The sequence below is a fragment of the Olegusella massiliensis genome (genome assembly GCF_900078545.1).
GTDB lineage: Bacteria > Actinomycetota > Coriobacteriia > Coriobacteriales > Atopobiaceae > Olegusella > Olegusella massiliensis.
Map to the genome: position 1 here is coordinate 1,075,099 of NZ_FLLS01000002.1, position 12,453 is coordinate 1,087,551.

Annotated in this window: 10 protein-coding genes and 1 tRNA gene; all 11 read left to right on the forward strand. The window is 51.5% G+C overall.

The features are described from left to right. The first annotated feature begins 114 nt into the window (after positions 1–114). The 11 genes from glmS (at position 115) to pth (ending at position 12,448) form a co-directional block, all read left to right on the forward strand. Positions 115–1,962 (forward strand): glutamine--fructose-6-phosphate transaminase (isomerizing), encoded by a 1,848-nt coding sequence (gene glmS / locus BN4314_RS05065; protein ID WP_068540166.1) that lies wholly within the window; start codon positions 115–117, stop codon positions 1,960–1,962. Positions 1,963–1,966: 4 nt separating this feature from the next. Then, entirely contained in the window at positions 1,967–2,467 is a 501-nt protein-coding gene (locus BN4314_RS05070; protein WP_068540168.1) for a holo-ACP synthase, read from the forward strand. A 4-nt stretch (positions 2,468–2,471) separates the two neighbouring features. Then, entirely contained in the window at positions 2,472–4,088 is a 1,617-nt protein-coding gene (locus BN4314_RS05075; RefSeq protein ID WP_068540170.1) for a bifunctional ADP-dependent NAD(P)H-hydrate dehydratase/NAD(P)H-hydrate epimerase, read from the forward strand. Between the two features lie 11 nt (positions 4,089–4,099). Further along, on the forward strand, positions 4,100–5,260 hold the full coding sequence (alr, locus tag BN4314_RS05080) for an alanine racemase (protein WP_187369548.1): 1,161 nt from the start codon (positions 4,100–4,102) through the stop codon (positions 5,258–5,260). Between the two features lie 43 nt (positions 5,261–5,303). Beyond that, positions 5,304–5,918: a uracil-DNA glycosylase gene (locus tag BN4314_RS05085; RefSeq protein WP_068540171.1), complete on the forward strand. Its 615-nt coding sequence runs from the start codon at positions 5,304–5,306 to the stop codon at positions 5,916–5,918. Continuing rightward, positions 5,915–6,415, forward strand: coding sequence for a tRNA (adenosine(37)-N6)-threonylcarbamoyltransferase complex ATPase subunit type 1 TsaE (gene tsaE / locus BN4314_RS05090; RefSeq protein ID WP_232309718.1), 501 nt, complete (start codon positions 5,915–5,917; stop codon positions 6,413–6,415). Before BN4314_RS05085 ends, tsaE begins: the two co-directional genes overlap by 4 nt. Before the next feature lie 412 nt (positions 6,416–6,827). Beyond that, positions 6,828–9,317 carry a tRNA (adenosine(37)-N6)-threonylcarbamoyltransferase complex transferase subunit TsaD gene (gene tsaD, locus BN4314_RS05095; protein WP_232309719.1) on the forward strand — a complete coding sequence of 830 codons (2,490 nt, stop codon included), beginning with the start codon at positions 6,828–6,830 and terminating at the stop codon, positions 9,315–9,317. A gap of 140 nt (positions 9,318–9,457) precedes the next feature. After that, a tRNA-Gln gene (locus BN4314_RS05100) sits at positions 9,458–9,531 on the forward strand. Between the two features lie 192 nt (positions 9,532–9,723). Further along, entirely contained in the window at positions 9,724–10,719 is a 996-nt protein-coding gene (locus BN4314_RS05105; protein ID WP_082911172.1) for a bifunctional UDP-N-acetylglucosamine diphosphorylase/glucosamine-1-phosphate N-acetyltransferase GlmU, read from the forward strand. Between the two features lie 127 nt (positions 10,720–10,846). Further along, complete coding sequence (locus BN4314_RS05110; RefSeq protein ID WP_068540175.1) at positions 10,847–11,854, forward strand: ribose-phosphate diphosphokinase; 1,008 nt, start codon at positions 10,847–10,849, stop codon at positions 11,852–11,854. Between the two features lie 9 nt (positions 11,855–11,863). Beyond that, on the forward strand, positions 11,864–12,448 hold the full coding sequence (pth, locus tag BN4314_RS05115) for an aminoacyl-tRNA hydrolase (RefSeq protein ID WP_021735763.1): 585 nt from the start codon (positions 11,864–11,866) through the stop codon (positions 12,446–12,448). The last annotated feature ends 5 nt before the right edge of the window (positions 12,449–12,453 follow it).

Genomic DNA, 12,453 nt, shown 5'->3' on the forward strand with positions numbered 1-12,453 from the left:
GGGATTTGTATGGGAGATACATAAGCAATTTAGCTATGCGTACTTTCTATATATCGTCTTTTGCTGATGCTGGTAGAATTATGCAGAATATGGCACTTTTGGAAGAAGGAATGCATGTGCGGTATTGTTGGCTTTACCGGCAAAAATCAAGCACAGCAGTTTTTGCTTGATGGTCTGCAGGCCTTAGAATATCGAGGCTACGACTCCGCTGGCCTGTCTATTTTGTCTTCTGATGGCGAGCTGCATGCGGTGAAATGTTCCGGCCGTGTAGCAACTCTTGCTGAACGCTGCCAAACAGCAAATTTGGTAGGTACCCAAGGCATTGCTCATACGCGGTGGGCGACACATGGCGCACCGACCGATCGTAATGCGCATCCTCATACTGATTGTACGGGGCGCATTGCCATTGTGCACAACGGCATCATCGAAAACTATCTCAGTTTGCGCAGCTATCTGATGCAGCATGGCCATGAAATCAAGAGCGAGACGGACTCTGAAGTAGTGGCGCATTTAGTGGAAGATGCGTGGAATGGACCCGCACGTGGCAATTTGCTTGCCGCGGTTCGCAATGCGGTATCGCGCCTTGAGGGCTCATGGGCGCTTGCAGTTGAGTGTGCCGATGTGCCAGGTGAGCTCGTTGTAGCACGCAAGGGTTCGCCGCTGGTAGTTGCGTCGACACCTGAAGGTGCCTATGCTGCTTCTGACGTTATGCCACTTGCAGGCGTTGCTTCTGAAGTTATCAATCTTGAAGATGGTCAGTTTGCTCGCCTTTGCGCTAATGGCAACGTTGAGGTGTTTGAGGCAGACGGCACACCTTGCGCATATCCTCAGACTCTGCAGGTTGATTGGGATGCTTCTGCAGCAACACTGGGAGGCTACCCTGACTTTATGGCAAAAGAAATTGCCGAGCAGCCCGAGGCGCTGGAGCGCTTGCTCGCGGGTCGTTTGGGCAAGCATGGCATTGAGCTGGACGAGCTTTCCATGACAAAAGAAGAACTCGCGGCAATCGATCGCGTATATTTGGTTGCGTGCGGAACTTCTTACCACGTCTGTCTTATTGCCCGTGAGCTGATTGAGCGCTGGGCGCATATTCCTACGTTTTGTGAATATGCTTCCGAACTTAACTACAAAGATCCACTGGTTACCGACCATACGCTTTGCGTTATTGTGACCCAGTCGGGCGAAACGGCAGATACGCTGACTGCAGCTCGTCGTATGAAAGCTTTGGGCTGTAAGGTCTTTGCAATTACCAACGTGCTCGGCTCAACTGCTGCGCGAGAGTCCGACGGCACAATGTATGTGCAAGCAGGACCTGAGGTTTGTGTTGCATCGACCAAAGCTTATACGGCACAGATGGTTGCTGCATGTCTCTTGACGCTGCGACTTGCCTTTGCCAAGGGCGCCATGACCACAGAAGAAATTTCTCGACGCTATCATGATCTTGAGGCACTGCCCAATCTCATCCGTGAGGTTTTGAAGCGCAGCTGGCAAGACAAGCGCGTGGCACAGGTTTTTCGCAAGGCGCATTCAGCACTATTTTTGGGTCGTGGCGTCAATGCAACGACAGCATTTGAAGGTGCTCTCAAGCTCAAGGAAATTAGCTATTTGCACGCTGAGGCCTATCCTGCTGGAGAGATGAAGCACGGTCCGATTGCTCTGCTTGAGCCAGGCTTTCCCGTGGTTGCAATTGTGCCAGCAGACCATGTGCATGATAAGACGGTTTCGAACATTCAGGAAGTTCATGCTCGCGGTGCACACTGTATCGCAGTGGCCACCGATGGTGATGTTGATGTAGCACGTCAATGTGAGCATACTCTTTGGATTCCGCCTGTTCCCGAAGAAGAATTGGTGCCTATTGTGGCCATCGTGCACTTGCAGATGCTTGCACGTTTTGTTGCGATGGAACGCGGTTGTGATGTGGATAAACCTCGTAACCTCGCAAAGTCTGTGACAGTGGAGTAGGACTATGGCAACAGCTGGCATCGGCGTTAACATTTTGAATATAGAGCGTGTTGAGCGCACTTTGGCTCGCCGCCCGTCGATGGCCCGTCGGGTATTTACTGACGATGAGCGTCGCTATTGCGAGTCTCGCCCTCGTCCTGCAGCTCACTATGCCGCGCGTTTTGCTGCTCGCGGAGCTGTCGCGACTGCCTTGGGAGCAGGTCCCAAGGATGGTATTTGGATGAGAAATGTAACCATCGAGCGCGATGAAGATGGCAAGAGCCATGCAGTTCTTGCTGGTCGTGCACTTGAGCTGGCACAAAAGGCGGGTGTGAGCGAAATTGCCCTTTCCCTGTCTTTGACACACGAAGTGGCAGTTGCCAATGCGGTTGCGGTGACCGAAGATTTGCGTCCGCGCCTTGAAGAAAAGCCTGACCCTGCTGAGGAGTTACGTGCAACTTTTCGTCGTGCTCGGACGGTAATTGATGAATTAGAGCGTATCCAAGAAAACCCCACGAAGGAGTGATGACATGCAGCCAGTGCTTAATGTCGAAGATGTTAGAAGGGTTGAGGAGGCGCTCACCAAGGCAGGCGTGAGCGTGTCAGAGCTTATGCACCGCGCAGGCGCTGCGTTGGCCCATGAAGTACTGCGTATGGAAGACATCCATGAAGTTGCCGTCCTTGCAGGCTTGGGTAACAACGGTGGTGATGGTTGGGTAGCAGCAGATGAACTCAAGCGTCGTGGACTCAGCGTAACGGTGGTTTCGCCTGCAGAGATTGAGGACATTCACAGCGATCTTGCTCGCGTGTGTGCTCAAGCAGCCCACAAAGCAGGCGTTGGCGTGATGGTTGCTCCTCCGCGCGATCAACTGGATGCTCTGCTTGCGCGTGTCGATGTTGTGATTGATGCCATGTTGGGTACAGGTTTTCAAGGCAGCGCTCGTCCGCCTTTTAATGTATGGATTGATGCCGTGAATGCGTCGGGCGCACGCGTGGTTTCCGCTGATGTGCCAAGTGGGCTTTCTGCCCAGCGTGGTGTGGCCTCTGGTCCCTGCGTAGCCGCCGATATAACCGTGACAATGCTTGTGCTCAAACCTGGTTTGCTAGCTGATGATGGTCGCGATGCCTGTGGGTCTATTGTTGTAGCTCCTTTGGCCGAGCAGACCGAAAGACTTGTCCGTGAAGCAGATCCGGTAGCATGGCGCCCCGATCTTGATGACTATTTAGATGTGATGGTGCCGCAGTCTTCAGCGGTTGATAAGTTTAGTCGTGGCTCCGTGTTGGTGGTTGGCGGTTCCACTCGCTATCCAGGCGCTCCGATGATGGCTGCTCTTGCCGCTGCACGCGCGGGTGCTGGTTATGTAACGCTTGCGGTACCTGCAGCTATTGCCGGCCTTGTGCAAGCACACATGATGGAAATTCCGGTAATCGCATTTCCTGCTGATGGCGATGGTTGTTTTTCGACACGCGCTCATGATCTTATTGAGTCTCTGGCAAAAAAGTGCGATGTGACGCTTGTAGGACCTGGCATGCGTGTGAGTGGTTCAACGGTTTCTATCATTTCGTCTTTACTTACCGTTGATAAACCATTGGTTATTGATGCTGATGGCCTTAATTGTCTTGCTCGTCTTACTTCAAACCGATTGGATGAATTCCCCGAGCTGATTCGTCGTAAGGCGCCATTGGTTTTGACGCCGCATCGTCGTGAGCTTGGCAGATTGGTAGGACTATCTGATACGCCACCTGATTCACTCACGGCAACTCTTGAGGCTGCCCGTCGCATTGCTTGGGCCGATGGCGGCTCTGAGCTCTGTATAGTGGCAAAAGGCAGCGCGACCGCTTGCGTGAGCCCAGAGTCTGCTCTGCTTCCCAAACCTGGACCTGCGGCGTTAGCGACCGCTGGTTCGGGTGATGTACTGGGCGGTATTATTGCAGCGCAGTTAGCGACCACCAAGATTGGCACAGAGGGGCTGCCCTTACTTTCTGCCTTGGCCTGCGAGATTCATGGCCAGGCAGGGGCCATTGCAGCTGGGCGTTTTGGCTCGCGTGGTGTAATGGCAACAGACGTTATTGATGCAATTGGACTTGCGGCAGATGCCATCGAGGAGCAGGTAGCGCTTCTGGATGTGCCTACTGCAACGGAGTAGGAGGCTGCAGCATGGTGCAAACAAAGTATCCTTCTGACCGTTGGGCATGGGTGGAGATTGATCTTGGTGCAATCAAGAGAAATACACGGGCATTTCGATCGATGATTGAGCCAGGCACCAAGCTGATGTGTGTGGTTAAGGCAAATGGTTATGGCCATGGTGCAGTTGCTTGTGCCAAAGCTATGCGTTCTGGTGGAGCAGATCAGTTTGCGGTGGCAACCGTTGCTGAAGGTGTGGAACTGCGTAAAGCTGGAGCAACACGCCCTATTTTGATACTTAATCAACCTCCAGTTGATGCGGTCCCAGCGCTTGTGGAATACGACATTATGCCATCGGTATATGGGACAGAGTTTGCTTTGGCATACGGCGAGTGCGCTGCTGCTGCCAACAAGGTGGGCAAATATCATCTTGCAGTTGATACGGGAATGACACGTATTGGGGTAATGCCTGACGAGGTACGCGAATTTCGCCATGCGATTGACTTTCATCGAGGCCTTGAGTGTGCGGGTACCTTTACACATTTTGCAACAGCTGAAGTGCCGGGGAGCTGGGATTTTGAGTTGCAGGCTAACCGTTTTTCTGAGGCTATTGCTGAGTTGCGCGCATCGGGTGTGAATCCCGGTCTGGTACATTGCGACAATACACCAGGTACGGTATTGCATCCGCGTCAGCATTTTGACATGTGCCGCGTGGGCATAGGTTTGTATGGTTTACAAGCCTCTGATACCACTGCAGCACGTATGGATTTGGAACCTGCAATGAGCGTGCGTGCTCGCGTAACGCGTGCGATTAACCCCTCTGTAGGAGCAGGTGTTGGCTATGGGATGACTTGGCGTGTTCCTCGTGGAAATGTGCAGGTTGCAACAGTACCCTTGGGCTATGCAGACGGACTTGCTCGTACACTATCTAACCGTATTGACGTGCTGTGCAAGGGACGTCGTTTCCAGCAGGTAGGCAATATCTGCATGGATCAGTTTATGTTTGCGGTAGAGGTTAATACTGCTCGCAGTTATCAACCTATCGAGCCAGTACAAGAAGGCGATGTGGTAACCATTGTGGGCCGCGATGGTGACGATGAAATTACGCTTGATGATATGGCTGCAGTACGTGGAACTATCAATTATGAAGTTGCTTGTAACTTTGGGTTAAGACTTGAGAAGGTTTATGTCTAGAGCGCGCAAAATTCGTCCGAGTCTATTTTCGGAAGAAGGCAAAATGGGGGTTATGCATATCCCTGGTCATCAAGATCAAAAGCCAGGCGAGGTTTCTCTTGCAGAAATTCGTGCGGTATTGGGTGACTGTCACCTATGTCCTTTAGGAGAGACTCGCAATCAGCTGGTTTTTGGTGTGGGCAACCCTCATGCACGAGTGATGTTTGTAGGTGAAGCTCCGGGCAAAAATGAGGATCTCAAAGGGGAACCTTTTGTTGGTGCAGCTGGTCACAACCTTGATGCACTGTTGGGCCTTGCAGGGCTTCGACGTGAGGACATCTATATTGCCAACGTGCTTAAATGTCGTCCTCCCGGAAATCGTAATCCCCAACCCTCAGAGATTGAGCATTGCTCACCTTTTTTGCGTGAGCAAATTCGCAGTATATGGCCTGATGTTATCGTGTGCTTGGGCAACTTTGCGGCGCACTTTGTGTTACATACCGATGCAGGTATCATGAGCCTGCGTGGGAAATTTTATCAAGCGGGGCATTTTGCGGTGCTGCCCGTCTTTCATCCCGCCGCTGCTTTATATCACCGTGAATGGCAGCAATTTTTGGATGATGACTTCCGTATGTTGGGAGCCTGGCTGGCAGAGCATCCGGCAGGAGGCATAAGGTGAGTAAGCAGCCGATGGAAGAGGGCCTGTGTATAAAAACGCAGTCCACAGAAGAAACTATTGAGTTTGGTCGTACGCTTGGCGCGCAGTTGGCACCTGGTGATGTGCTGATTTTGACAGGAGATCTTGGCGCCGGTAAGACTCAGCTTACTAAAGGCATTGCGGATGCCTTGGGCGTTGAAGATGATGTGACAAGCCCCACCTTTACCATCGAGATGGTCTATGAAGGCAAGGATATGCCGCTGTATCACTTTGACTTGTATCGTTTAGATGATTCTGATCAGCTAGAAGATACTGGTTTGTTTGATGTGCTTGGTGGCGACGGTGTTTGTGTCATAGAGTGGGGCGAGCAGTTTGCAGATGAGATTGGTGATGAGCGTCTAGATATTTATCTTAGTCGCCTAGATGATGAGGTAGAAGCAGGTCAAGAGCCTCCCCGCAAGCTTTGTCTTGTTCCGCGCTGCCCGCGCGCTACTTCGCTTCTTAGCTGCCTCGCCTAGTTTCTAAATTAGTTGCCCGTGCCGTGGCTCTGCTTCTCTATAGTGGGCACTTTGGTGGTATAAGGTGTTACTTTATATGAGAATTAGCTTTGTTTAACTCCGTTGCAACCTCAGGTTGCAACGGAGAGCAACTACCTGCGCATTTATTGGTTTATGCAGGTAGATGGGGGTGTGGAAAAAACGTTGCAACCTGAGGTTGCAACGTTTGCTGCTGTAAGCGCAGGCAGGGAAAAATCTCGGGACATGCTAGGCGAGAAAGATAAGAGCGAAGAGACCGAAGCCAGAGGTATGTAATGAGGGTGAAGAGGGGTGTTGAGCAGCGAGGAGGGCTAAACTAAGGAATTTGGGATTGGCAGCGAGGTGGCCCCGTCCAAGGGGTCTTTAGCAAATAGCTTGATGAGATGAGTAGCGGATGAATGGCACTAACGATATGAATGCAAAGCAGGCCGAGCAGAACGTTCAGTTGGGGAAGCTGGTGCTTGCTCTTGATACCTCTACGGATATGCTGGCATGTGCAGTGGGTCGTATACAAGGCTCACAGGTTGAGCTACTCGCCTCTTCCGATCACCTATGTCGTCGCAAAGCCAATGTTGAGCTTGTGACAAGCTGTGAAGAAACGCTTGCACAAGCAGAACTTTCCATGGAAGACTTGGATGCAGTGCTCGTTGGCCGTGGTCCCGGCTCTTTTACTGGTGTCCGCATTGGCATTGCTACAGGTAAAGGTATTGCTTGTGGAGCAAACCTACCTCTGTATGGCGCATCTGCCTTGGATTCTGTCGCTTGGTCGATGTGGAAGCAGGGCACGCGCGGCAAAATAGCTGTGGCGGCTGATGCCATGCGCGGTGAAGTGTATCCGGGTATTTATGTGCTTGATGAGGCTGGTGCACATCGCACATTTGAAACCGAAACGGTGATGAAAGCGGCTGCCTGCGCGCAGGCGTGGGGCGCCCGTAAAGACCGAGATGAGTTACTGGTGGTTGGCGGTGGCCTTGTGAAACACCGTGCTGCCTTTGAATTAGCTGGCATGACGCATTTTGCCGCAGAGCAAAACTGGCTACCCACAGGCGAAGGCTTGCTTATGGCAGCTGCATCTGCTGATGGACGCAGTCGAGCAGGAAACGGAGATCCCGCACTCGTACTCCCTGTTTATACCCGCTTATCTGATGCGGAGGAAAGCGAGCGCCAGCGCTTGGGCCTTACTCTTCCCGCCTCGGTAAAGCTTACGGGAGTCGATGATGCACTTGCGTCCATTCATCTACAGCTTCGTCCCATGTCAGTTAACGATCTTGATGCGGTAGTTCGGCTTGAGCAAGATGTTTTCCAAGGTGCAGCCCATACGCCCTGGACGCGTGCAATGTTTTTTGAAGAGCTCTCCCAGCCCAGTCGTAGTTGGTGGGTAGCTCACGATCGCGGTCAGGTGATTGGTTTTGCAGGTGGTATGCTTGCGGGAGATGATCTTGAGCTACTAGATGTTGTAGTAGAGCAGAGCCGTCGTAGGCAAGGCATTGCAACACGTTTGATTTCTCGCGTGGCCTACGATGGACAAATGCTTGGTGCTCACTATCTATCCCTTGAGGTCGACTCCAAGAACACTGCAGGTCAGGCTACCTATGCGGCGCTCGGTATGAGTGAGGAAGGTAGGCGTTCTGCTTACTATGGCAAAGGTCACGATGCGTTGATTTTGCGTGCTGCTCTGCCGCTAGCTCTAGATGAGAAGCTTGTTGGTACTCGTCCCGAGCCCAAGCCGTCCCTACGTGAATGGCCAGTTCATGTTGCTTCACGCGCTACAGAGGCTCAGGCGCGCATCAAAGCGGCAGCTCCGCTTATCTTGTCTATTGAGTCTTCCTGTGATGAGACTGCTATGGCAATCATCAACGGTAAAGGCGAAATTCTCGCCAATGTTGTGGCAACTCAAATTGACTTCCATGCTCGTTTTGGCGGGGTTGTCCCCGAGATTGCCAGTCGCAAACATACCGAGGCAATTGTAGGTGTCTACGAAGAAACGCTCGCGCAAGCAGGTGCATTGCTGGGCGTTGGAACGCTGCTACCCTCAGACCTTACGGCTGTCGGCGTTACTGCGGGTCCTGGACTTGTTGGGGCGCTTGTCGTGGGCGTCGCTTTTGCAAAGGGTCTGTGCATTGGCGCTCATGTGCCCTTGCTGGCGGCACATCATCTCGAAGGCCATCTTTTTGCTAACCTCTTTGAGACGCCTGATCTTCAGCCACCTTTTGTGGCCAGCTTGGTTTCTGGTGGCAATACCATGTTGGTACATGTGCGCGATTGGGGAGATTACGAGATTTTAGGTACCACCATTGATGATGCGGTGGGTGAAGCATTTGACAAGGTGGCAAAAGCACTCGGTCTTGGTTATCCCGGTGGTCCTGTGATTTCGCGCCTGTCTGCCCAGGGCAACCCCAAGGCGATTCACTTCCCCCGTGCGATGATGCATAGCCATGATTTCCGCTTCTCTCTTTCGGGGCTTAAAACCTCTGTCATTACCTATATCGAAGGTGAAAATAAGGCTGGTCGTCCTGTCAACTTGCCAGATCTTGCTGCAAGTTTTGAAGCAGCGGTTATTGATGTGCAAGTTGCAAAAGCAACAGAAGCAGTGCGTCAGACGGGTGTCAAAGAGTTCTGTGTTGGTGGCGGTGTTGCTGCAAATCCTGGACTGCGCGCGGCTTACAAAAAAGCCTTTGGCAAGATGGGAGTTCGTGTCACCGTGCCACCAATGGTGGTTTGCGGTGATAACGGCGCTATGATTGCGGCTGTTGCGCTGCGCAATTGGCGTGCAGGCCTGATGGCTCCTCTTACTTTGGACGCAGATCCAAATGCAAAGATTGATGCATGGACAAGCCCAGAGCCTCCAGTTATTGCGAGCACTTGGCCTCCGCGCAACAAATGAGAGAAGTAGTCGCCATAAACAGGAATGGTCGCCATAAATACGCAGAGCGGAAAGTAACAGAATTTATCGCGAAAGTTTCATATACGTGTGAGATGACGACTGCGCAAGTGCTAGGCATCTGGTAGAATCAGCCGAGTCACTGGGGTATCGTCCAATGGCAGGACAACGGTTTTTGGTGCCGTGAATGGGGGTTCGAATCCCTCTGCCCCAGCCACTTTTTATTGCGCTTGTGTATGCGCAGCAAAATCTTGTATCAAAAGCTAATTCTTTTATTCTTGTGGTCGCATTTTGCAGGAATGTTTTGCCGCCCACATGGTAGTCTCTACGCTATAGTAATTTAAAAGAGAAGTTAGCTTGTTCAACTTCGCTTTAAGGATCTGCAAACCCCATACGGGAGGGTCTTGGCATGCCAACAACCGCGATTGTACTCGCCGCTGGCGAGGGAACGCGAATGAAGTCTGCCCATTCCAAAGTTGCCCACAAGCTCCTCGACAGACCCCTGGTCTGGTGGTCTGTGCGTGTGGCGCGTCAAGCTGGAGCTGATCGCATCGTGGTCGTTGTGGGAAGTCACAGCCAAGAAGTACGCGATTGTCTCGATGGTGAAGATGTGATTTTTGTCGAGCAAGCAGAACGTCTCGGCACTGGTCACGCTGTCCGCTGTGTACGTGATGCGCTTGGTAGCTTTGATGGTCCGGTCGTAGTTTTATCTGGTGATTCTCCGCTGTTGCGCACTGAAACCATCGTTTCTCTTATTGAACGCACAAAATCGGAGCATAACGCTTGTACGGTACTTACGATGACGCCTCCTGACCCTACGGGGTATGGACGTATTGTCTTTGATGAGACTGGCAAAGTTCAGGCAATTATTGAGCATAAAGATTGCACCCCTGAGCAGCGCCAGAGTTTGTCTGAATGCAACTCAAGCATTTACTGCTTCTGTGGAGGCAGGCTTACGGTCAACATTGACAAAATTGGCAACCATAATGTCCAGCATGAGTATTACCTCACAGACATGGTGGGTATTTATGTGGATATGGGTGAGCCCGTTGCCTCTGTGCATGTTGATGATTACGCTGAGCTGCTGGGCGTGAACAGTCGCGTACAGTTGGCTGAGGCAAATAAAGCCATGCAGTTGCGCATCAACCATGCACTGATGGCCGAAGGTGTTTCGATGCTTGATCCTGCGCTTGTCTGGGTGGGCCCTGAAGTGAGTATTGGACGTGACACCACTTTGATGCCTCTTACGATGCTCTGGGGTACTACGCAGATTGGCAAAGATTGTCTTATTGGTCCTCATACGCGCCTTACAGACGTGCAGGTAGGTGATGGTTATATTCTTGAGGATTTAGTTGCCAAAGAAATTAACATTGAGGATGAACTTGATGCTGCACAGCCTTCCTAAGCACATGTTTTACTTTTAGCTATCCAGGTGTATAGACACCTTGATAAGCAGTTTGTTTGCTGTATTGTTCAAATATTACAAAGAGTCGTAGTGCCAGCCACGCAGTCCCATCAAGGAGGACAAGTACATGTACGAAGATCTATGCGCCCCTATGTTTGCAACCAAGGAAATAAAGCTTTTTACCTGCAGCGGCAACAAGGAGCTCTCGCAGGAGATTGCCGACATCTTGCACCTTGAGGTTTCTGGTCTCAAGCTCGAAAAGTTTGCCAATGGCGAGATATATGCTCGTTTTGATGAGTCTGTTCGTGGTGACGAGGTTTTTCTTATCCAATCTATTGCAGGTAAAAATGTTAATGACCTGCTGTTGGAGCTGCTCATTGCAACTGACGCAGCCCATCGCGCATCTGCTGCAAGTGTGACAGCTGTCATTCCTCACTATGCCTATGCTCGTCAGGATCGTAAAGCTGCTTCTCGCGAGCCAATTACTGCTCGCCTTGTTGCCAACCTGCTTGAAACCGCGGGCGTTGATCGTGTTATTACTCTTGATTTGCACCAAGGCCAGATTCAGGGGTTTTTTGATATTCCTGTCACCCACCTTACCGCCCTTGATCTCTTTGGCAAGTACTATGCCGAGATGGGCGAGGAAAAGGGTTGGGATTGGAAAAACGTTGTCGTTGTTTCTCCTGATGTGGGTCGTGCTAAAGCTGCTAAAAAGCTCTCCGATATGCTGGGCTGCTCGCTTGCTATTGCTCACAAGGGCCGCCCTCGTCACAATGTTTCCGAGGTCATGGCTATCATTGGTGATATTCAAGGTAAGACCTGCATCATCAACGACGATATGATTGATACCGCAGGTACACTTTGCGGCTCGGTGAGGGAGCTTAAGAAGAAGGGCGCAGGCGACATTTATGTCTGCGCTACACATGGTGTTTTTTCTGGTCCCGCTATCGAGCGCCTTGAAGATGTGCCTATTGAAGAGTGCTGCGTTACCAATGCGATTCCTTGCGAGCATGCAAATAAGGAAGGCTCCAAGATCAAGACTGTCTCAGTGGCAAACGAGCTTGCTGAAGCAATTTATAAGGTATATACCAACCAGCCGACCTCTACAATTTTTGGTGGCGGCGGCGAGCTATAGGACGTTTTCATGCCCTCTGTTCCAAAAACAATTCGCATAGTCTGTGGTCTGGGCAATCCTGGTGCAGACTATGCGTTTACTCGTCATAGCATTGGCTTTGCTGTAGTTGACCGTTTGGCGGATGACTACGGTGTTCGCTATTGGAAAAGCGAAGCGGGATGTATGGTCGCGCGAATCACGGTGACGGATGTTTTTGGTGAAACGCGCGAAGTGCTGCTTGCCAAGCCACAGGATTTTATGAATACCAGTGGCGGGCCTCTTTCCAAACTTGCACGCTTACATCATGTGAGTCCAGCGGAGTTGCTGGTAGTGCACGATGAGGTCGATTTAGCGGCAGGTACGGTTGCCGCCAAGTGGGGTGGAGGCCTTAACGCACACAATGGCCTGCGTTCAATTGCTGACAAGCTGGGCACACGTGATTTTGGTCGCCTGCGCTGTGGCATCGGACGTCCTCCTGGAAAGATGGATGTGGCAACGTATGTGTTGCGTCAGCTCAAAGGTACTCAGTTAGAAGAGTTTGAGATGCTTGCCTCTGATGGTGCCGCCTGCGTAGAGCGTTGCTTGAAAGAAGGATTCGCTCAGGTAGCAAAATAGCGTGT